This window comes from Limnohabitans sp. T6-5, from assembly GCF_003063315.1.
In the GTDB taxonomy this organism is placed as follows: Bacteria; Pseudomonadota; Gammaproteobacteria; order Burkholderiales; family Burkholderiaceae_C; genus Limnohabitans_A.
The window spans coordinates 1,025,404-1,046,193 of sequence record NZ_NERV01000001.1 but is presented as its reverse complement, the minus strand read 5'-3'; the positions used below and the strand labels follow the sequence as shown (position 1 = coordinate 1,046,193).

Sequence of the window (20,790 nt, the reverse complement as noted above, 5' to 3'; positions counted from 1 at the left end):
GTTCAGGCGGCGATGCGTTTCAAGGTGGCGGTTTGGTCCAAATGGCTGTGGACTTGTCGCCAGATGCGTTCGAGGGTTTGGGGGCTGGAGCCAAATTCAGCGGGCGGCTTGTGTGGCATGTGGAAGACGACCCCGACCAATTGCCCGTCGGATGTAGGCCGCACTTTGAAGCGCAGGCTGTTCGGCAGGCGGGCGTTGTTGCTCCAGCTGGTGACGGTGTGGTTGGTGACGGGGTAGCTCAGCCAGTGGCGGTCTTCTGGGTTTTGTGTTTTGCCGGTCGTGAACACAAATTGGGTGCGCAATCCGATCTTGATTTGGGCCAGTGTTTTCATCAGGCCAGCCCAGTCTTTGTGGGGCAGTGTCTGCCAGACCAGCGCTCCTTGGCTGTCTGTACCCAATGCATGAGGCCAGTCCAAGCTCAGACATTTGGCGAGGGCTTGGCCAGGCGTTTCGATGTTGGGCATGGTCTGACCGTCGGTGCGATGCAGGCTGTAAGCGCCCCAGCCGTTGCGGCTGCGCCCACCCACGGTGCCGTACAGGTTCATGAGCCAGAGAGCTTGGTCCAGTGTGTTGGCGTGCTCGTCCGGGAAAGCGATGGACAGTTGGGCTTGCTCATTGGCTTGGATGGCCGCATGCGCCTTCAGGGCGGTGCCCCTGTCAAAGATCAGGGGGCCAAAGCCCATGTAAAGCTGTGCACCTACAGGTTTTTGTCTGCCGTCTCTGTCGTGCACGTTCGGGTGTTGCACCAGCGGGTCTTGTCCTGCCCATTGTGTTTCTTGCCCTTCACTCCATTGGTTCAGGCGAATGCGCACCAGGCTTTTGCGTGCGGCGACTTTGTTGTTGTCTTCGTCCCGGTCGTCTTCCAGCCAAGCATGCCCAAACAGACGCCCTTCGATGTCGCGCATTTCTCGTACGTTGACCGCGAACTGCTGCTGCGTCGCATAGGCCACGCGCCACCATTGGCGCAATTGAGCTTTGAAGGGCGGGGTGCGCCAGCGGCCGCTTTGGGTGGCATCGCCCAGAAACGCGGGGGTGTGGAACTGAATTTGGAGTTGCCGTGTTTGCATTTTTTTGGTCACTAATGAATTAATTAAAGTGACTATAAGTTAATAAATTGGTGTTTTTTGGTTCGGCAAGCTTGCCGATACATGGTCAGGGTTTGGTAATGCGCACGCGCTCGGCTTGCAGGTTCAGGCTGTAGCCTTGTTGGCGGCTTCGGGTGCCGATGTTGGTGCGGGCAATCAGGCCGCTCAGGGGCAGTGCGCCGCTGTCACGCAGGGTTTTTTCCATTTTGGAAAGCTGTTGGATGAAGGTGTCCCCGATGGGCTTATCGTCGCTCAATCGGGCATCGAGTTTGTCTGGAATGTGCATCTCGCCCATGGCTTGACGCAGCGCGTGGTGTGCCAAGGTTTTCCATTCGGGGTCGTTGATGTCTTTGAGTGGCGCGGTCAGCGGGGGAAGTTGTTGTTGGCAGCGCCAGGCCAGCAGGCTGATCAGACCCATTTGCATGGGGGGCAGGGCGATGCTTTGCTGGTTGACGCGCACGCAAGATTGGGCGATGTCGATTTCAAGGTCGATTTGGTCCAGCGCTTGGTTAGCGGCTGCCACGGCTTGGGCAAAGCCGCTGTTTTGTTGGGTGATGCTGGTCGGCAACAGGCCGCGCAGGCGCACAAAGGGAATGTCGCCCAGCCAGACTTTGGCTGTGCTGGCGTCCAAGGGGTCTTGGCCCGGGGCGCGTGCCGGGATGACGTGCGGTGTGGGCGTGGGGTAAAAAAATTCGGGCCGCGATTCAAAAGGGGCCGAGATCAGCACATGCGAGAGTTTGTCTTGTGGGCGTCCCCACAGGCTCATGGCGTAGCCCATAAAAAAGCCCATGGTTTTGCGCCCACCTGCAATCGAGGCGTGGATTTCGGTGTTGTCGTCTTCGGTCATGCGGCGCACCAGGTCGGCAATGCCGTCGGCAGCACGTTGGTTGTCTTGGTCGTCGCGGATGTCCTCCAGCGGCTTGCCGTGGGCGTCTTGAAGCACTTCGATGTGCGAAGCGTCAAAGGCAATGGGGGGCAGTTGCCAGTCGCGGCACAGGCGGTGGAACCAACCGGGGTTGTCCGACAGCAGGGTCAGTCGAGCGTTGTCTGCGCCACGCTGCGTGGTGATGAGGCGGATTTCGTCGGGTATCCACGGAGGGATTTGGCATACGCTTAGGGCGAACAATGTTTCGGTGACGATTTGCGGAGATAGCCCAGTCACGCAGATCAAGATGCGGCGGGGTGCTTTATCGCGTCCTACCGGACCTGTTTTGGGTGTCATTTCTTGCATCCCGCCAGTATGCGTAATTTCTGGACGGTGCTTTGTCTTGGCAAGCTTGCCGAACAGGGCACTTTTTTAATGAGCCTGTTCGGTGCTTGGTACATGGGGGCGGCCTTGTCAATCTTCGATGCGCAAGTGTCCAACGGGTTTGAGCTTTAAGGTCCGACACGGCTATCTGCTCAGCGCAGTCATGTTGAGGCTGAAGCCACCAACCTGCCTGAGGCAGGTTTTTATGGGTTTCGCCCTCAAGCAAAACGCTCGCGCAGATAAGCCGCGATCGCGGCCGAATCCTGCAGCCAGCGGATCTGGCCATTCGCTTCGGTGATCTGGAGACACGGGACTTTGGTGGCCCCGCTGCCTAGCAACAGTTGTTCGCGGTGGGCGCTGTCGTGCTGGGCGTCGCGCTTTTCAATGGGCAGCGAGAGGCGGCGCATTTCCTGGCGCACCTTGATGCAAAACGGGCAGGTGCTGAACTGGTACAGCGCCAGGCTTTGGCACTGCTGGTCTACGCTGGCTTGCGCCGCTGGTTCGCGCACCACGCCAGCGGGTTGGGTCAGGCGCTCTTTGAGCAGCATGACGGGGCCCAGCACGGTGCGCAAGGTTCTGAAAAAAGCACGGATGACGGTTTTCATGGAGGCTTGAAGTTTCAAAAAAGGGATGGATGAAGCGGTGTGGGTGGCCTGGCCAGCGTTTTATTGATCCGGCCCTGTGAAGTTTGAAGTGAAAGGCTTGTCTTGGGCATGGCGATCAGCTCTACGATCAGAGTGGGAGCCCCGCCCTCGGGGCGATGTGTGGTGGTCTGCGATGCGCCATCGCGGCGAGGGCGCCGCTCCCACAAAAAAGCGTTAATGCAAACATTTTGGGGCCGAATTAACAGAGCAATCGCGCCAAGTAATGCCCCGTGAAGCTTGCTTTGTTTTTGGCCAGCTTCTCGGGTGTGCCTTCGCCCAGCACCGTGCCGCCACCCGCGCCACCTTCCGGCCCCATGTCGATCAGCCAGTCGGCGGTTTTGATCACGTCGAGGTTGTGTTCGATGATGACGATGGTGTTGCCCGCGTCGCGCAGCTGGTGCAAGACTTTGAGCAGCAGGTCGATATCGGCAAAGTGCAGGCCTGTGGTGGGCTCGTCCAAGATGTAGAGCGTGCGGCCGGTGTCGCGCTTGGACAATTCGAGTGCGAGCTTGACGCGTTGCGCCTCGCCCCCCGAGAGCGTGGTCGCGCTTTGGCCCAAACGGATGTAAGTCAGGCCGACATCCAGCAGGGTTTGCAGCTTGCGCGCGATGTTGGGCACGGCGCTGAAGAACTGGTGCGCGGCTTCCACCGTCATGTTCAAAATCTGCGCGATGTTCTGGCCCTTGTATTGCACTTCGAGCGTTTCGCGGTTGTAGCGCATGCCGTGGCACACGTCGCAGGGCACGTACACGTCGGGCAAAAAGTGCATCTCCACTTTCACCATGCCGTCGCCCTGGCAGGCTTCGCAGCGGCCACCGGTCACGTTGAAGCTGAAACGCCCGGGGCCGTAACCGCGCTCGCGTGCGGCGGGCACTTCGGCCATCAGCTCGCGGATGTGGGTGAACAGGCCCGTGTAGGTGGCGGGGTTGCTGCGTGGCGTGCGGCCAATGGGAGACTGGTCGACGTTGATGACTTTGTCGAAATGCTCCAGCCCTTTGATTTCTTCGTGCGCTGCGGCTTCATCGTGGGCACGGTGGATCTGGTGAGCAGCTGCGGCATACAGCGTGTCGTTGACCAGCGTCGATTTGCCCGAACCCGAAACACCCGTCACGCAAGTCAGTAGCCCCACCGGGAACTTCACGTTCACGTTTTTCAGGTTGTTGCCTTTGGCGCCCACGATCTCGATGAAATCCTTGCCCGCCTTGTGGCGTTTGGGGATCTCGATCTTTTTGCGACCCGACATGTATTGGCCGGTGACCGAATCGGGCGCAGCCAAAATGTCGGCGCAGGTGCCCTGCGCCATCACGCGCCCGCCGTGCACGCCCGCGCCAGGCCCCATGTCGATGACGTGGTCGGCCACGCGGATCATGTCTTCGTCGTGCTCGACCACCAGCACGCTGTTGCCGATGTCGCGCAGGTGTTGCAGCGTGCCGATCAGGCGGTCGTTGTCGCGCTGGTGCAGGCCGATGCTGGGCTCGTCCAGCACATACATCACGCCCGTGAGGCCGGAGCCAATCTGACTGGCCAGGCGAATGCGTTGCGACTCGCCACCACTCAGGGTGTCGGCGCTGCGGTCCAGGCTCAAATAATTCAGACCCACGTCGTTCAAGAACTTCAGACGCAGTGCAATCTCGCGCACCACCTTGTCGGCGATCTCGGCCTTGGCCCCGTGCATTTTCAGGCCCTGAAAATACTGCTGCGACTCGCCAAGGGTGATGTGGCTGATCTCGAAGATGGCGCGGGCCTGCGCGCCTTCGCCAATGCGCACATGGCGGGCCTCGCGGCGCAGTCGCGTGCCCTGGCAGCTGGTGCAGGCCTGCATGTTGCGGTAACGCGCCAGGTCTTCGCGCACCACGGCCGAGTCGGTCTCGCGGTAGCGCCGCGTCATGTTGGGGATGATCCCTTCAAAGGGGTGCTTCTTGCTGACCTTTTTGCCTTGCGAGGCGCCGGACTCCATCGTGTAGCTGAACTTGATTTCCTCTAGCCCCGAGCCGTGCAGCAAGACCTGTTGGTGAATCGGCGCGAGTTTTTCAAACGGCGCTTCGATGTCGAACTGGTAATGCTTGGCCAGGCTTTCGAGCATGCTGAAATAAAAACCGTTGCGCCGGTCCCAGCCCTTGATGGCACCGCTGGCCAAGCTGAGCGACGGAAAGGCCACCACGCGCTCCGGGTCAAAAAACGCCATGCTGCCAATGCCGTCGCAGGTCGGGCACGCGCCCATGGGCGAGTTGAACGAGAACAGGCGTGGTTCCAGCTCGCTGATCGAATACGTGCACACCGGGCAGGAGAATTTGGCGTTGAACAGGTGTTCTTTCCCCGTGTCCATCTCGAGTGCCACTGCGCGGTGTTCTGCCAGTTGCAGCGCGGCCTCAAAGCTTTCGGCCAGTCGCTGGCGCAGGGCGTCGCGTGCCTTCGCATCCTCTTCCGACCGCACTTTGATGCGGTCCACCACCACGTCGATGTTGTGCTTTTCGGTTTTCTTGAGCGTGGGCAGGTTTTCGACTTCCACCGTCTGGCCATTGATGCGAAAGCGCACATAGCCCAGCGCCTGCATCTGCTCAAACACTTTCTCGAACTCGCCTTTTTTCTCACGCGCAATGGGCGCGAGGATCATGAGCTTGATGTCTTCGGGCAGGGCCAGCACGGCGTCCACCATCTGGCTCACGGTTTGCGCTTGCAGGGGCAGGTTGTGGTCGGGGCAATAGGGCGTTCCGGCGCGGGCGTACAGCAAGCGCAGGTAGTCGTGGATCTCGGTCACGGTGCCCACGGTGGAGCGCGGGTTGTGGCTGGTGGCTTTTTGCTCGATGGAAATCGCAGGCGACAGGCCCTCGATCAGGTCCACATCGGGCTTGTCCATCAGCTGCAAAAACTGCCGGGCATAGGCCGACAGGCTTTCCACATAGCGGCGCTGGCCTTCGGCGTACAGGGTGTCAAAGGCCAGGCTCGACTTGCCAGAGCCCGACAAGCCGGTGATCACCACCAGCTGGTTGCGTGGGATGTCGAGGTCGATGTTTTTCAGGTTGTGGGTGCGGGCACCGCGCACGCTGATGTGGGTTTGCCGCAGCGCTGACGCCAGATAACGCGCTTCTTGAGGTTCGTCAGGCAAAGAGGGTGTTGGGGCAAGGTTCACGGTGCGCGTCGGTTCAGCAAAACCTTTGATTATCCCCGTCGGCCTTCTTTTTGACATGTCAGCCCGTCAATCAGGGACAATCACGGCTTTTCCAGACAAGCCTCCCGCTTCTTGTTCTTGTGACCCATTCTCAAGCCATTTCTGCCACAGCTCCCGCGCCATCCAATGCAATGACGCCCTTGGAGCGCCGTGCCAGCGCCTCGCTGGCTTCGATTTTTGCCCTGCGCATGCTGGGCCTGTTTCTGGTTTTGCCGGTCTTTGCCCTGGAGGCGCGCAAATACCCAGGAGGCGAAGACCCGGCTTTGCTGGGCTTGGCCATGGGCATTTACGGCCTGACGCAAGGCTTTTTGCAGTTGCCTTTTGGCATGGCGTCGGACCGGTTCGGGCGCAAGCGGGTGATTGTGCTGGGGCTGGTGATTTTCGCTTTGGGCAGTTTTTGGGCGGCTGGCGCCACCGATCTGACCGGCTTGCTGCTTGGGCGCAGTTTGCAAGGGGCGGGCGCCGTGTCAGCAGCCGTGACGGCCTTACTGGCCGATTTGACGCGCGACGAGGTGCGCACCAAAGCCATGGCGCTGGTGGGGGCCAGCATTGGTCTGATGTTTGCACTGTCTTTGGTGGTGGCGCCCTTGCTGGCTGCGGCCATTGGCCTGTCGGGCCTGTTTGGGTTGACCGGCATCCTGGCTTTGTTGGGGGTGATCGTGGTGGTGTGGGGGGCGCCAGCAGCCCCGGCGCCGGTGGCCGCCAAAGCGCGGGGCAGCCTCAAAACCGTGCTGAGCCATGCCGGTCTTTTGCGACTGAATTTCGGGGTGTTTGTGTTGCATGCCGTGCAATTGGCCATGTGGGTGGCCGTGCCCGCCATGCTGGTGCAAGCCGGTTTGCCCAAGGCCGAGCACTGGCATGTCTATTTGCCCGCCGTGCTGGGCTCGTTTGTGTTGATGGGCGGTGTGTTTGCCATGGAGCGGCGTGGGCACCTGAAAAAGGTGTTCCTGTTGGCCATTGCCCTGATTGCGCTGGTGCAGCTGGGTTTGCTGCTGCAATCCTCGGCCACCGCCCGCTTGTGGCCCATGGCGGGTTTGATGTTTGTGTTTTTCAGCGGCTTCAACGTGCTGGAGGCCACCCAGCCCAGCCTGGCTTCGCGCCTGGCACCTGCCGAGGTGCGCGGCACTGCCATGGGGGTGTACAACACCTTGCAGTCGCTGGGCTTTTTTGTGGGGGGCTGGCTGGGGGGGGGCTTGGTCAAGGCCTGGGGCAGTCCGGCCTTGTTCTTGTGTTGCAGTGTGGCCATGCTGAGCTGGTTGGTGGTGGCGTGGCCGATGCAGGCGCCGGGCCGAGTTGCAGGCACTATTCAAGCGGCCTGAGCCGAGTCAAAGGCCAATTAAAGGCCGCATAATTCGAACATCATCGAGGAGTTTTCATGGCATCTGTCAACAAAGTCATCATCGTCGGCAATTTGGGGGCCGACCCAGAAACCCGTTATTTGCCTTCTGGCGATGCGGTCACCAGCATCCGTGTGGCCACCACCGACCGTTACAAGGACAAGGCCACGGGTGAAATGCGCGAGGCCACAGAGTGGCACAGCATCAGCTTTTTTGCCAAATTGGCCGAAATCGCAGGCCAGTACTTGCGCAAGGGCAGCCAAGTGTATGTCGAGGGCAGCTTGCGCACCCGTAAATACACCGACAAAAACGGCGTCGAAAAGTACGCCACCGACATCCGTGCTGACAGCATGCAGATGCTGGGCAGCCGCCAGGGCATGGGTGGCCCCGCAGAAGACGGCGGTGGTGGCGGCGGTTATGCCCCACGGCAGTCGGCCCCGGCCGCTCGCCCAGCCGCAGCTCCCGCACAGCGTCCGGCGCCTGCGCCCAAGCCAGCGGCCAGCAGCTTTGACGACATGGATGACGACATCCCGTTTTGAATCTGACTTGATCAAGTCCATTCAGAATCTGGCGCACCTTCGGGTGCGTTTTTTTATGGGCGATGGGCGATCGCATGAATCGCACCCTTTGTTGAAGTTTCTCTGTTGGGCACTCGACGAGTGCGACGTTTGCGGCTTTGCCTGCGCGACCTATTTGTTCACTTTGAAGAGGCCAACGTGAACCAATTCACAGACATGGGCCCCTCGAGTTTCTATGCTGAACTGACTTGGTCTGTTTGCACTGAATCCGTGCTGACAGGGGCCAAGCCATCCCACATGTCGACAAAAGGAGTTCTGCAATGTTCAAGAAATACACCCCAAGAAACATGGGCGCTGTGGCGCTGGCCATGGCGTCCATGGGCCTGTCCGCATGTGCTGGCATGACGCAACAGGAAAAAAGCACGGCCATTGGTGCTGGCGTAGGGGGCATTGGTGGCTCGATCCTGACCGGAGGCAGCACGGCGGGTACAGTCGGCGGCGCTGCGGTGGGCGGCGTGATTGGTCATGAAGTTGACAAATCCAAAGCAAAACCCAAGAAGTGAGCTGTCACCATGCTTGAAACAATTGCGGTTATTTTGCTGGTGCTGTGGCTCGTGGGCTTGGTATCGTCCTACACCATGGGCGGGTTCATCCACATTCTTCTGGTCATCGCCGTGGTGGTGATTTTGGTGCGTGTGATACAGGGCAGACGCCTTTAACAAGTTGCCATCAGGGCCTTCAACAAACGGCAGTTCCCATAGAAAAGCCTGCACCTTTGACAAGGTGCAGGCTTTTTCATGAACGCTCAGGGTTGTTGTTGTGAACCTGTGACTTCCACGACTACACGACGGTCAATACGCAGGCAGGTGATCAGGGCCTGAGTAGGCTTGTTGCCTTTGCACTCGCCGGGCTTGGTTTCGGGTTGGCTGGAACCTACACCCGTTGCAGTGACTTTGCTGGCAGGAATGCCACCGATTTGCACCAAGTAGTTCTGCACGGCCTCGGCACGGCGTGTGGACAGTTTGGTGTTGTACGCCTTACTGCCCAAACGGTCGCTGTGTCCCGTGATCTGGAGCATCTCGAGATTGACGCTTTTCAGCTCATCCAACAGTTTGTCCAGAGATTTTTTGCCGTCGGCTTGCAAGCTGTCCTGATCAAAGCCAAACAGCGAGTCGGCTTCCAGCTTCACTTTGACCCAAGGCTTGGGTGGAGGAGGCGCTGGTGCAGGGGGAGGCGGCTCTGGCGCTACCACAGGGGCTTGTGCCACCATGGGGGCGGGCTCTGGGGGCACATAAGGCGTGTACGCTGTTTTGGTTGTGGGGGTTGATCCGCCAAAGCGGTAAATCAGGGACAGCGAGACCACATCCACATCAGATCGGTTGCCCATGATTTTGTTGATGCGGTAGCGTTCGCCTTCCAGCCGCATGGTTACAGCAGGGGTGAATGCGTATTCCGTACCAAAACCAAATTTGTAATTGGTATCGCGCGTGGTTTGTGAAGCAATGCCGCTGTAATTTTCTTTGGTTTCTGCATAGGCTGCGCCCACACGACCGAGCAAAGACCAGCGGTCAGTAATGGGCAGTGTGCCCACCAAATCCAGGTTCAGGCCTCTGCTACGGGATTGTGCCCAGGGGATGTCAGACTGTGCGCCGCTGTAGCCAAAACGACCCAGATCAAAGTACCCGGTTTCGATCGCCCAGAACGGGCTCAACGGAAAACCGACAAAGGCTTTGTAGTGTGCACCTCTGCGGTCTTGAGCGAAGTTTCTGGAGTTCAGGTCCGGATCGGTTCTTCGCATGTCAAAGTTGGCTTTGGATTCGCCCGCGCCAATGCCGATATACACCCCGTTGTTGGGGGTGTCGTATTGCGCATGTGCCAAGGCACTGGCCAGAACAGTCATTACCAAAAGTACTGGCCGTGGGGTGAAAATCAAGCGTTTCATTTGTCTTTCTCCAAAAAATAGGCGAAATGCCTGTGTCGAAATCGGGTGTTCATCAAATTGCTTTGTTGTTCACGGTGTTAACTTTCGGTACCGGGTCCGGATGGTGTCCGGGTCGACGATTCCCTTGCTTTGGCCTGGAGCCAGCGCTGTAGCAAAATCAGCCACGCCGGGTCGCGCAAAGCATCTGCCAGTCTGGCCCTCGACACGGCCAGGCGCTGTGCAGGCGTCAATTCGGTGCTCATGACATTTGCGCTTTTTGGATGGCCAGAAGGTCCAGCTGAATCTGACATTTGATGTCGTCCATGAGGGGGCGCGTGCGCAGACTGCGAGCCCAAGCCCAACACAGACCACTCAGGACCAACAGAGTCAGTGGCAACGCCAGCAAGACCCAGGCATGGGGTAAGTCGGTGAGGGGCAAAGTGCTCCACAGCAACAAGGCCATGCCTCCAAATATCAGGGCCAGCAACAGATTCAATGCGCTGAGTGAATAAATCACCCAACGGTTTTTCAGTGTGCACAGGTGATCTGCCCACGCCTGGCTGGCCAAATCTGCGTAACCTAGTGCATGCACTTTGAGCAATTCAGGAGGCAACACCAGAAGTTTGAGCAGCAGCTTGAACATCAGCGTTTGTTGGAACTCATGAACCAGGACAAGGCCAACGCCATCGCGGCACCAGTGCCTGCTGCGATCAGGATGGATTTGAGAGGTGCATCGTGGATGTAGTGTTCTGCGTTGTCGCGAACATTTTGAACACCGCTTTCGATTTTTTCTTGTGCCTCATAGGCGGCGTCTTTGCTTTTCTTGACCAATTCCTGCGCGCTGTCGGTGACGCGATCAGCGATGCGGTGCAGCACTGGACGTGCCTCATCCAGAACGTCGTTGACTGTGCTGGAAATTTCAGCGCCAACGGCCGACATTTTTTCTTGAGTTACTTTGGGGTCTGACATGGCTACCTTTGCATGAGTAAATGAACAATGAAAGTTCAGTTTAAAAATTACAAGCGCGGTTGTCTGTTGCCTGACACACCGTTATGGATATGTCACATCAAGGTCATGGCCGATGATCTCCATCCATCGACCTAAGGGGGCGTGGTGTTTGGTAGGTCGGTGGTCGAAGACTCCGACATGCCTTGCAGCACAGGTGGAGCCAGGGCAAGCGTTGTGATCATGCGGTCGCATGTTGGGGGGCTTTGACCGTCGACCTGCAAGGCACGGCGCTGTCAAAACTGTGCTGAAAAGGGGTGAACAGCTGGTGTCAGGTATATACCCCATGGGGTACATGTAGAATGGGGCGCAAGGAGACTTTTCATGCGCCTGCTCACTCATCCCCCCTTTCTGTCACTCAGCCTGCGGGCTGTGCTGTGTACCGCAGCGTGTGTGGTGCCTGCTGTGCATGCCGCGCCTGCGGTACCCGTTCTGGTCATGGGGGCGCAGTCGGTGAGCACCGGCTATGAAATCGATGGGGTGGTGGAGCCTGTGCGTTACAGCACCGTGGCGGCGCAAGCTTCGGGGCGTGTGGCCCGTTTGCTGGTGCGTGCCGGCGACTCGGTCAAGGCCGGGCAGGTGCTGGCCACCATCGATGACCGCGACACCCAGACCGGCGTGCAGCGCAGCCAGGCGCAGGTGGCGCAGGCCGAAGCCGAGTTGAGCAATGCCAAAGCCAACTATGCACGCCAGCAAGACCTTCGGGCCAAGGGCTTTGTGAGCCAGGCCGCACTGGACGTGGCCGCTGCCCAATACAAAGGCGCCCAGGCCGCCCGTGATGGCGCGGGCGCCGGTGCCCGCCAGGCCGGTTTGGCCCAGTCCTTCACCCAGGTGACCGCACCGTTTGACGGCTTTGTCATGGAAACGCTGGCGCAAGCCGGTGATCTGGCGGTGCCGGGCAAGCCGGTGGCGGTGGTCTACGCCCCCCAGCCTTTGCGGGTGGTGGTGCAGGTGCCCGCATCCATGAACACACAGGCCAAAAACGCCAAGCAAATTCAGCTGCAAGTGCCGGGTGCCGATGGCCAGATGACCTGGGTGGCGCCTGCGGGCAGCCAGCCGGTGGGCGCGGCCGATCCGGTGAGCCAGACCCTGGCGTGGCGACTTGATTTGCCTGCACAGGCGGCAGCCCAGATGATTCCCGGTCAGTCTGCCCGTGTGAAGTTTGTGGGGGGGCAGACCCAGCGCATGGTGGTGCCTGCGGCAGCGGTGTTGCGGCGCGGTGAAATCACCGGCGTGTATGTGGCCACGGCCCAGGGCTTTGCCCTCAAGGCGGTGCGTGTGGGGCAAGACCATGGCGCAGCCGGTATCGAGGTGCTGGCAGGTCTGAAGGCGGGTGACGCCGTGGCGGTCAATGCCGTGCAGGCGGGCCTGTTGGGCTCCAAAGCGGCGGCGACGTCTGCAAGCCCTGCAGCCCCTGCGGCCAAGTGAGGTGGGCATGTCCAACTACACCTCCCCCGAACAAAAACTGGGCGTTTCAGGCCGCCTGGCCGCAGCCTTTCAGTCCAATGCGCTGACGCCTTTGCTGGCGATTGTGGCTCTGCTGTTGGGCCTGTTTGCCGTGCTGGTCACGCCGCGTGAAGAAGAGCCGCAGATCAATGTGACCATGGCCAATGTGCTGATTCCCTTCCCCGGGGCCAGCAGCGTGGATGTGCAAAACATGGTGGCCCGGCCGGCCGAGCAGGTGCTCAGCCAGATCGCGGGCATTGAGCACACGTATTCGGTGGCCCGCCCGGGTGTGGCGGTGCTCACGGTGCAGTTCAAGGTGGGTGTGCCGCGCACCGAAGCGCTGGTGCGCCTGTACGACGTGCTCAATGCCAACCAGGACTGGTTGCCGCGTGAGCTGGGCACTTTGCCGCCCATCGTCAAACCCAAGGGCATTGACGATGTGCCGGTGCTGGGTGTCACCCTGTGGAGCCAGGACGGAGATTCGGCGCACGATCTGGAGCAGGTGGCCCGCACCCTGGAGATGGAGCTCAAGCAGGTCAAAGGCACCCGCGAGGTGCAGACCTTGGGCGGCCCGGGCCGTGCGGTGCAAGTCTGGCTGGACCCGACCCGTTTGCGTGAGCGCGGTGTGGACTTGCTGAGCCTCAAAGCCAGCCTGGCGGCGGCCAACTTCGGCATGCCTTCGGGCGCCGTGCTGCAAGCCGACAGCGGCCAGATGCTGACGGTGGAGACCGGTGAGTTTTTGACCTCGGCAGACGATGTGGCGGGCTTGGTGGTGGGTGTGCACCAGGGCAAACCGGTGTACCTGCGCGAAGTGGCGCGGGTGGATTTGGGCGCCCAGATGCCGCAGCGCTATGTCTGGTACACCCCGGGGGCTGCGGCTGGACAGACTCAGGGCGATGCCAACAAAGAGGCGCAAACCGGGCCAGCTGCCGGGCAGGTGTTTCCGGCGGTGACTCTGACCGTGACCAAAAAGCCCGGCGAAAACGCTGTGGATGTGGCCTCGGCCGCACGGGCGCGGCTGGATGTGCTGCGCAACACCGTGATCCCGGCTGGCGTGCAGGCCACCGTGACCCGCGACTACGGCGAAACGGCGGCTGAAAAAGCCAACAAGTTGATCCAGAAACTGGCGTTTGCCACCGGCTCGGTGATCTTGCTGGTGGGCCTGGCGCTGGGCCGCCGCGAGGCGGTCATCGTGGGCGGCGCGGTCATCCTGACGCTGACGGCCACGCTGTTTGCCAGCTGGGCCTGGGGTTTCACGCTCAACCGCGTGAGCCTGTTTGCACTGATTTTCTCCATCGGCATTCTGGTGGACGACGCCATTGTGGTGGTGGAAAACATCCACCGGCACCAGCAACTGTTTCCGGGCAAATCGCTCAAAGACATCATTCCGGCCGCAGTCGATGAAGTGGGCGGCCCCACCATCCTGGCCACGCTGACGGTGATTGCCGCCTTGCTGCCCATGGCCTTTGTGAGCGGTTTGATGGGTCCTTACATGAGCCCGATCCCGATCAACTCCAGTCTGGGCATGGCCTTGTCATTGGGCATTGCCTTCACCGTCACGCCCTGGCTGGCCCTGAAACTCATGAAGCCGCACAGCGTAGCGCATGCCCAGGCCGCACATGGTGGTTTGGCCAGCAAGTTGCCAGCCGCTTTTGCCAAAGTGTTGACGCCGTTCCTGGCGAGCAGCCGCAAGCGCTGGTTTCTGTTGGTGGGCATCGTGGCGGCGCTGCTGCTGTCGGTGGGCCTGACGCTCGTGCCAACTTCGGGGATTGGGGTTGTCCTCAAGATGCTGCCCTTTGACAACAAGAGCGAGTTCCAGGTGGTGCTGGAAATGCCTGCAGGCACCCCGCTGGAGAACACCGCGTCGGCCTTGCACGAGATGGGAGCATTCCTGTCGCAGCAACCTGAAGTGCGCGATTTGCAAGGCTACGCGGGCACGGCCAGCCCGATCACGTTCAATGGCTTGGTGCGCCAATACTATTTGCGCGCCGATGCTGATCAGGGTGATCTGCAGGTCAATCTGGTGGACAAAAAGCACCGCCACGAAAAGAGCCACGCCATTGCGCAGCGCCTGCGCCCCGCGCTCGAAAAAATAGGCCAGCGCCACGGCGCCCGCGTCAAAGTGGTCGAAGTGCCCCCCGGCCCGCCCGTCATGAGCCCGCTGGTGGCCGAGGTCTATGGCCCGGACGAAGCCGGTCGCCAGGCATTGGCCCAGCGCATCGCCAAGGCTTTTGCCAAGACGCCCGACATCGTGGGCGTGGACAGCTCGCTCAAGGAAGACGCGCCCCGCGTGCATCTGACGGTGCGCCGTCAGCAGGCCGAGTCGCTGGGCATTCCGGTGGCCGTCATCGCGCAGACGGTGTATGGCGCCTTGTCTGGCATGGATGCGACCTATCTGCACGATGGTCAGTCGAAGCTGCCGGTGCCGGTGCGTCTGCAATTGCCCCAGGTCTCGCAGGTGGGGCTGGACAGCTTGCTGGCGCTGCCGCTGCGGGCATCGAACGGTCGCCTGGTGCCCCTGTCCGAGCTGGTCAAGGTCGAGCGCGGCGTCATCAACAAACCCTTGTTCACCAAAGACCTGATGCCCGTGAGCTATGTGTTTGGCGACATGGCGGGGCAGCTCGATTCGCCGCTGTATGGCCTGTTTGCCATCCGTCCGCATTTGGCCGAAGCCGCCTTGCCGGGCATGGGTGAACTGGGCGAATACTGGATTTCGCAGCCGCAAGACCCGTACCGCCAATACGCCATCAAGTGGGACGGCGAATCGCAAATCACCTATGAAACTTTCCGTGACATGGGGGCCGCGTATGGCGTGGGTCTGATCCTGATTTACCTGCTGGTGGTGGCGCAGTTCAAGAGCTATTTGACCCCCCTGGTCATCATGGCGCCGATCCCGCTGACCATCATCGGCGTCATGCCCGGGCATGCGCTGCTGCAGTCGCAGTTCACGGCCACCAGCATGATCGGCATGATCGCGCTGGCCGGGATCATCGTGCGCAACTCCATCTTGCTGGTGGACTTCATCGAATTGCAGGTCAAAACCGGCATGGCCTTCAAGGACGCGGTGGTGCAGTCGGCCGCTGTGCGCGCCCAGCCGATTGCCCTGACGGGCCTGGCGGCCATGATCGGCGCCTTCTTCATTCTGGACGACCCGATTTTCAACGGGCTGGCCATTTCCCTGATTTTTGGCATTTTGGTGTCCACCGTGCTCACGCTGGTGGTCATCCCGGTGCTGTATTACGCGCTGTACCGCAAGCAGCACGAATCTGTTTGATTTTTAACTGGAGAAAAGCATGACTGTAGAACGTTACATCCGAATTTTTGCTGGCCTGTTCATCATGGTTTCGCTCGCGCTGGGCGTCGAAGGCAGCCCCGTGTTTGTGAACAAATGGTGTTTGGCCTTCACCGCCTTTGTGGGTCTGAACCTGTTTCAGTTCGGCTTCACCAATTTCTGCCCCATGGGCCTCATCTTGCGCAAGCTGGGCGTGAAAGACCAGGCCGCATGCGGCAGCAAATGCTGCTGAAACCATGAGCGAAAAATCCATTCAGGTCCGCCTGATTCAGCAGCACGACTACCGCTTTGACATCGCCTTTGGCGGCGACGTGCCCATGCTCACCAGTGACGAGCCCGCGCCACTGGGCACAGGCCTGGGGCCATCGCCTGTGCAGCTGCTCAGTGCAGCCGTGGGCAACTGCCTGTCGGATTCACTGCTGTTTGCGCTGCGCAAGTTCAATCAGGCGCCCGAGCCGATCCACTGCGTGGTCACGAGTGAGGTAGGCCGCAACGCCGACAAGCGCCTGCGCGTGCTGGGCATGCATGCCGTGCTGACATTTGGTGTGCCTGCCGACAGCCTGGAACATCTGGACCGGGTGCTGGACACCTTCGAGACCTATTGCACCGTGACGCAGAGCGTCGGGCAGGGCATTCCGGTCACAATCCAGGTCTTGGACAGTCAGGGCCACATCCTGAAATAGAACCTCTCACCTTTCCCACACTTTCACATGAGCCAGACCCCCAACCCTTCTTCTGTGCAACATCTGGTTTTGGGGTGGTTTTCCATGGTGCTGGGTTTGTGCGGCTTGTCGCTGGCCTGGCAGCGTGCAACGCCCTTGCTGGGTGAACTGGCCTTCAGGGTGTCGCTGGGCATAGGTGCTTTGGCGAGCGTGATTTTTGGGGTGCTGCTGCTGGCCACCGGCTGGCGTGTGCTGCACTACGCCGCAGCGGTGCGCGAAGACCTGGCGCATCCGGTGCGTCATGTGTTTGTGGCGGCGGTGCCCACTTCCTTTGTGCTGGTGGCCACGGTGATGGTCACCCTGTTGGGCCCCAGTGCGCTGGCCGATGCTGTGTGGATGTTCGGCTCGGCCACCTTGCTCTTGGCCACTGTCTGGGTGGTGCAGCGCTGGTTGCATGCCGGGCGCTCAGCGGCCGCATTTTGGCCCGCCATGACACCTGCCTTGTTCATCCCGGTCGTGGGCAATGTGCTGCCACCGCTGGCCGGGGTGGCCCTGGGCCACGAGGTCTGGTCTGCCGCCCAGTTCGGGGTGGCGCTGCTGCTGTGGCCGGTGGCGCTGACCCTCGTGCTGGTGCGCATTGGCATGGTCGGCCTGTGGCCTGAGCGCCTGCTGGCCACCACCTTCATCACCATCGCGCCCCCCGCGCTGGTGGGCTTGTCGGGCGGCTTGCTGGGTGCGCCCCTGCTGCTGGTGCAGATGGCCTGGGGGGTGGCCCTGTTTTTCACACTCCTGTCGCTGACCGTGTTTCGCCGCAGCATCAGCCAGCCCTTTGGTGTCGCGTTCTGGGGCATGTCATTCCCCTTGTCCGGCTTTGCCGCCTTGTCGCTGCGCCTGGTGCCTGATGTGCCCTGGCTTCAGGCGCTGGCATTGGCTTGGCTCACGTGTGTGAGTTTGGTGATCGCTTTGCTGCTGTGGTGGACCCTTCGGGGCCTGTGGCAGGGGCAGTTGCTGCAAGCTGAAGCGGCGCCGGTTGCGTCATCGGCTTGACCTGCGCAGCCGGTTAAGGAGATAGGCAAATGTCGGACCCTTCGAGTACCGACCTACGGAGAGGGTATGTTGTAGGTCGGTACTCGAAGAGTCCGACGTTGCTCGCTCCAGCTCAGTCTCCTGTTTCAGGCAAAGCGTGGCTTCGCGCACTTGCGCCAAAATGTTCCCATGAACGAAATCACTTCGCGTTATTTGCCGCTGGACGACGCCCAGCGCCGTACCCTGCACAACGAAATCCATGCCCGCCCTTCAGCGCGGGTGCGTTTGCCCGCGCTGATTGTGTATGTGGCGGTGCTCAATGCAGGCATCAGCCGCGAGCAGGAATGGCAGCATTTGTGCCGCTTGCCCGGGCATGCCGATTTGAACTTGGACAAGCTGGGCGGCAACTTTTTGCGCCTGCGCTGCGATGGCTACACGGTCAAGTGGGAGCGGCACACCGAGTTCACCCGCTATTCCATTGTTCAGGCCTTACCCGTCCACGCGCAGTGGGGGGCCACGCTGCCTGAGCTGGCGCCCCATGTGGCGGTGGGGACCGAGTGGCTGCGCGGCATTCCGGGGCAAACGGTGGCCGCCATCCAGCTGGCCATGCTGCCCGAGGGCATGCAAGATGCGGATCTGCTGAACAAGGCCCAGGCCTGGCTGGGCGCGGGCGCGATCATCGGCTCGCGCATGGGCAACACCAGCGAAGGGCAATCGCACTCTTGTTTGCTGACACATTTCCGCATTGGCGAAGACGGTTTTGAGCGCATGCTGGTGCTGGCCCCTGCCGACACACCTGAAGGCCGTGCGGGGCGCATTTCTCAGCGTGTGCTGGAGCTGGAAACCTACCGCCTGATGGCGCTGCGCGGGCTGCCTGTGGCCAAGCACCTGTCGCCCGTGCTGGCTCAGGCCGAGGCGCAGCTCGCCGACATCACGGCGCGGCTGGAGCGCAAGCAGGACGGCGACCAGTCGCTGCTGGATGATCTGGTGGGGCTGGCTGCACGGGTCGAGCGCGCCACGGCTGAGCACGGTTATCGGTTTTCGGCCACGCGGGCGTACGACCGGCTTGTGGGTGAGCGCATTGCCGAGTTGCGCGAACGCCCCTTGGCCGGCACGCAAACGGTGGGGGAGTTCATGCAGCGGCGCTTGTCACCCGCCATGGCCACGGTGGTAGCCACTTCGCAGCGCCTGGCGGCGTTGTCAGAGCGTGTGGCACGCGCCAGTGCCTTGCTGCGTACGCGGGTGGACATCGCCACCGAATCGCAAAACCAGCAGCTGCTCGAAAAGCTCACCCGGGGGCAAGACCTGCAACTGCGCCTGCAGTCCACGGTGGAAGGCCTGTCGATCGCGGCCATCAGCTACTACGTGGTGAGTCTGGTGCTGTATGGCGCCAAGGCTCTGAACAAACTGGGCCTGCCGATGAACCCTGAAATGGCGGCGGGCCTGTCGATTCCGATCGTGCTGTTGGGGGTATGGAAGACCGTCCAACGCATTCACGCCCGCATTCACAGCCAGGGGTGATGCCACCGAATGGTCACCCCCGTAGGTCGGTGCCTTCAGGTCCGACGATTGCTGGACTTGGCGCAGGCCCATGTCGGGGCTGAAGCCGCCGACCTGCAAGTCGTTTTCATTCAGGGTTTGGCGGCAGGGTCCAGGCCTGTGCCGCGCACAATCTCGGCCACCGCAGGCGATGTGAAAAAGCGCACCAGATGTTTGGCGGCTTCTTGCTGCTGAGCGCCTTGCACCAGCGCCGACGAGAAGAAGATGGTCTGCTGCACGGCGTCGGGTAGGGTGCCCACGAAGTCGAGTTCTTTGAAATAGATCAGCTCGCTCACCTGCTGAAAGCCCAGCTCGGCATCGCCGCGCGCCACCACAGCGCCCACGCGCTCGCTCATGATCTTTTTAGCGGTCTTTTGCATTTGCTCGGCAATGCCCAGCTTGGGGAACATCTCGGTCGAGAGGTAGGTGCCGCTGGCGCTGGCCGAGTAGGCCACCGACTTGGCATTCAGCAGCGTTTGTTTGAGCGCTTCGACGGTGCTGATGTCGGGCTTGGGCGTGCCCTTGCGCACCGCCACACCGATTTGCGAGCGGGCCAGGTCCACACGGCTGCCAACCACGAGCTTGCCGTCTTTCATCAGGGCTTCCAGGCCGCCTTCCGACAGGATCACCAGGTCGAACTTCTCGCCGCGGGCAAAGCGGCTGGGGATCGAGTCGGGTGCATTGCCAATGGATGCCCCATATGCGCTGATGACCTTGTGGCCGCTGGCGGCTTCGTAGATGGGCACCAGCTTTTTGTAGGCCTCGGTGAAAGCGCCGGAGGTGACGACGTGGATTTCAGCCGAATACGCTGCAGTCTGTGCTGCCAAGGACGCGAAGGCCAGCAAGGCGCTGGCGAGCAAGTTGCGGCGGGTGAGTGTCTTCAAAAATTTCAAGGTGTGTCTCCTGGGTGTTGTTTTATTCGGCGGTGATCTTGCGCTCACGGATCACGCGACCCCAGGTGGCGGTTTCCTTGGCCATGTACTTGGCAAACTCGTCGCGTGTGCTGGGCTGGGGTGTCAGGCCGTGGCTGTTGAGTTGCTCGACCACGTCGGGGCTCTTGAGCACTTTGACCAGCTCAGTGTTCCAGCGGTCCAGCATGGGTGCGGGTACCTTGGAAGAGGCCACAAAGGCGTACCAGTTGGTGGCGGAAAAACCGGGGTAGCCGGACTCGGCAATCGTCGGGATTTTGGGCAGCGCATTCAGTCGCATGGTGCCTGTGCTGGCCAGGGGGATCAGTTTGCCGCTTTCGATGTGGGGCAATGATGTGGACAGGGTGGAGTAATAGGCTGCCACGCGGCCGCCGATCAGGTCCTGCATGGCAGGTGCGCCGCCTTTGTAGGGCACGTGCACGGTGTCGATGTTGGCCATGTCGTTGAGCAATTCACCGGCCAGGTGCGATGCGGAGCCCGCGCCGGTCGATGCGAAGTCGAGCTTGCCCGGGTTCTTTTTGGCGTAGGCGACAAATTCTGCAAAGGATTTGATGCCGGTGTGTGCGCCGACCACCAGCACATTGGGGAAGTTCACGCCCATGGTGATGGGCGAGAGGTCTTTGACGGGGTCATAGGGCAGCTTCATCATGTGCGGCGCAATGGTCAGTGGACCGACCGAGCCGAACAGGATCACACTGCCGTCGGCCGGGCCCTGTGCGGTGAACTGGTGGGCGATGTTGCCGCCCGCGCCGGGCTTGTTGTCGATCACGACCGATGCGCCAATGTTCTCGCCGAGCTTTTTGGCGATGATGCGCGCACCGGTATCGGCTGCGCCGCCGGCGGCAAAGCCGACGACCATGGTGATGGTTTTCTTGGGTGGGAAGGTTTGCGCCAAAGCATTCAGGCCGATACAGGCCAGTGCGGCGCAGGCGATGGCTTGCAGGGTGTTGCGTTTGTTCATGGAAGTC

The 20,790-nt window shown here is 60.9% G+C and carries 21 protein-coding genes; 11 read left to right on the top strand and 10 right to left on the bottom strand.

Going from position 1 to position 20,790, the window contains the following annotated elements; genetic code table 11:
• Window positions 1-2: 2 nt before the first annotated feature.
• Together B9Z51_RS04520 and csm6 are read right to left on the bottom strand one after the other, a co-directional pair.
• Window positions 3-1,067: an RAMP superfamily CRISPR-associated protein gene (locus B9Z51_RS04520; RefSeq protein WP_146187684.1), complete on the bottom strand. Its 1,065-nt coding sequence runs from the start codon at window positions 1,065-1,067 to the stop codon at window positions 3-5.
• A gap of 85 nt (window positions 1,068-1,152) precedes the next feature.
• On the bottom strand, window positions 1,153-2,307 hold the full coding sequence (gene csm6 / locus B9Z51_RS04515; protein ID WP_158272822.1) for a CRISPR-associated ring nuclease Csm6: 1,155 nt from the start codon (window positions 2,305-2,307) through the stop codon (window positions 1,153-1,155).
• Window positions 2,308-2,325: 18 nt separating this feature from the next.
• Between csm6 and B9Z51_RS18775 the strand changes: the two genes are divergently transcribed.
• Window positions 2,326-2,466, top strand: a complete 141-nt coding sequence (locus B9Z51_RS18775; RefSeq protein ID WP_233254816.1) for a hypothetical protein — start codon at window positions 2,326-2,328, stop codon at window positions 2,464-2,466.
• 86 nt (window positions 2,467-2,552) lie between these two features.
• Here B9Z51_RS18775 and B9Z51_RS04510 read toward each other — a convergent pair whose 3' ends face one another.
• Window positions 2,553-2,939: a glutathione S-transferase N-terminal domain-containing protein gene (locus B9Z51_RS04510; protein ID WP_108372135.1), complete on the bottom strand. Its 387-nt coding sequence runs from the start codon at window positions 2,937-2,939 to the stop codon at window positions 2,553-2,555.
• 238 nt (window positions 2,940-3,177) lie between these two features.
• The gene (gene uvrA / locus B9Z51_RS04505; RefSeq protein ID WP_233254815.1) at window positions 3,178-6,084 is read right to left on the bottom strand and encodes an excinuclease ABC subunit UvrA; all 2,907 of its coding nucleotides are present in this window, start codon (window positions 6,082-6,084) and stop codon (window positions 3,178-3,180) included.
• Window positions 6,085-6,278: 194 nt separating this feature from the next.
• Between uvrA and B9Z51_RS04500 the strand changes: the two genes are divergently transcribed.
• The 4 genes from B9Z51_RS04500 to B9Z51_RS04485 all read left to right on the top strand — a co-directional run bounded on the left by B9Z51_RS04500 (window position 6,279) and on the right by B9Z51_RS04485 (window position 8,721).
• On the top strand, window positions 6,279-7,466 hold the full coding sequence (locus tag B9Z51_RS04500) for an MFS transporter (RefSeq protein WP_108372133.1): 1,188 nt from the start codon (window positions 6,279-6,281) through the stop codon (window positions 7,464-7,466).
• Between the two features lie 56 nt (window positions 7,467-7,522).
• The gene (ssb, locus tag B9Z51_RS04495) at window positions 7,523-8,023 is read left to right on the top strand and encodes a single-stranded DNA-binding protein (protein ID WP_108372132.1); all 501 of its coding nucleotides are present in this window, start codon (window positions 7,523-7,525) and stop codon (window positions 8,021-8,023) included.
• A gap of 299 nt (window positions 8,024-8,322) precedes the next feature.
• Window positions 8,323-8,565, top strand: a complete 243-nt coding sequence (locus B9Z51_RS04490) for a glycine zipper 2TM domain-containing protein (RefSeq protein WP_108372130.1) — start codon at window positions 8,323-8,325, stop codon at window positions 8,563-8,565.
• Window positions 8,566-8,574: 9 nt separating this feature from the next.
• The gene (locus B9Z51_RS04485; protein ID WP_108372128.1) at window positions 8,575-8,721 is read left to right on the top strand and encodes a lmo0937 family membrane protein; all 147 of its coding nucleotides are present in this window, start codon (window positions 8,575-8,577) and stop codon (window positions 8,719-8,721) included.
• An 86-nt stretch (window positions 8,722-8,807) separates the two neighbouring features.
• Here B9Z51_RS04485 and B9Z51_RS04480 read toward each other — a convergent pair whose 3' ends face one another.
• The 4 genes from B9Z51_RS04480 to B9Z51_RS04470 all read right to left on the bottom strand — a co-directional run bounded on the left by B9Z51_RS04480 (window position 8,808) and on the right by B9Z51_RS04470 (window position 10,892).
• Window positions 8,808-9,944: an OmpA family protein gene (locus B9Z51_RS04480; RefSeq protein WP_108372126.1), complete on the bottom strand. Its 1,137-nt coding sequence runs from the start codon at window positions 9,942-9,944 to the stop codon at window positions 8,808-8,810.
• A 77-nt stretch (window positions 9,945-10,021) separates the two neighbouring features.
• Entirely contained in the window at window positions 10,022-10,186 is a 165-nt protein-coding gene (locus B9Z51_RS18770) for a hypothetical protein (protein WP_233254814.1), read from the bottom strand.
• A complete protein-coding gene (locus tag B9Z51_RS04475; protein WP_108372124.1) occupies window positions 10,183-10,566 on the bottom strand; it encodes a hypothetical protein in 384 nt (127 codons plus the stop codon). The genes B9Z51_RS18770 and B9Z51_RS04475 overlap by 4 nt, the downstream gene beginning before the upstream one ends.
• Entirely contained in the window at window positions 10,566-10,892 is a 327-nt protein-coding gene (locus B9Z51_RS04470) for a YqjD family protein (protein WP_108372122.1), read from the bottom strand. The genes B9Z51_RS04475 and B9Z51_RS04470 overlap by 1 nt, the downstream gene beginning before the upstream one ends.
• A gap of 360 nt (window positions 10,893-11,252) precedes the next feature.
• Between B9Z51_RS04470 and B9Z51_RS04465 the strand changes: the two genes are divergently transcribed.
• The 6 genes from B9Z51_RS04465 to B9Z51_RS04440 all read left to right on the top strand — a co-directional run bounded on the left by B9Z51_RS04465 (window position 11,253) and on the right by B9Z51_RS04440 (window position 18,875).
• Window positions 11,253-12,356, top strand: coding sequence for an efflux RND transporter periplasmic adaptor subunit (locus B9Z51_RS04465; RefSeq protein ID WP_108372120.1), 1,104 nt, complete (start codon window positions 11,253-11,255; stop codon window positions 12,354-12,356).
• 7 nt (window positions 12,357-12,363) lie between these two features.
• Window positions 12,364-15,648: an efflux RND transporter permease subunit gene (locus B9Z51_RS04460; RefSeq protein WP_108372732.1), complete on the top strand. Its 3,285-nt coding sequence runs from the start codon at window positions 12,364-12,366 to the stop codon at window positions 15,646-15,648.
• 19 nt (window positions 15,649-15,667) lie between these two features.
• A complete protein-coding gene (locus tag B9Z51_RS04455) occupies window positions 15,668-15,898 on the top strand; it encodes a DUF2892 domain-containing protein (RefSeq protein ID WP_108372118.1) in 231 nt (76 codons plus the stop codon).
• Between the two features lie 4 nt (window positions 15,899-15,902).
• Window positions 15,903-16,349 carry an OsmC family protein gene (locus B9Z51_RS04450; RefSeq protein ID WP_108372116.1) on the top strand — a complete coding sequence of 149 codons (447 nt, stop codon included), beginning with the start codon at window positions 15,903-15,905 and terminating at the stop codon, window positions 16,347-16,349.
• A gap of 27 nt (window positions 16,350-16,376) precedes the next feature.
• Window positions 16,377-17,375, top strand: a complete 999-nt coding sequence (locus B9Z51_RS04445; protein ID WP_108372114.1) for a C4-dicarboxylate ABC transporter — start codon at window positions 16,377-16,379, stop codon at window positions 17,373-17,375.
• Between the two features lie 168 nt (window positions 17,376-17,543).
• Window positions 17,544-18,875: a DUF3422 family protein gene (locus B9Z51_RS04440; protein WP_108372112.1), complete on the top strand. Its 1,332-nt coding sequence runs from the start codon at window positions 17,544-17,546 to the stop codon at window positions 18,873-18,875.
• Window positions 18,876-18,985: 110 nt separating this feature from the next.
• On the opposite strand, the gene B9Z51_RS04435 is transcribed toward B9Z51_RS04440, so the two are convergent.
• On the bottom strand, window positions 18,986-19,786 hold the full coding sequence (locus B9Z51_RS04435; protein ID WP_199227444.1) for a substrate-binding domain-containing protein: 801 nt from the start codon (window positions 19,784-19,786) through the stop codon (window positions 18,986-18,988).
• 22 nt (window positions 19,787-19,808) lie between these two features.
• On the bottom strand, window positions 19,809-20,783 hold the full coding sequence (locus B9Z51_RS04430) for a tripartite tricarboxylate transporter substrate binding protein (RefSeq protein WP_108372108.1): 975 nt from the start codon (window positions 20,781-20,783) through the stop codon (window positions 19,809-19,811).
• Window positions 20,784-20,790: the final 7 nt, after the last annotated feature.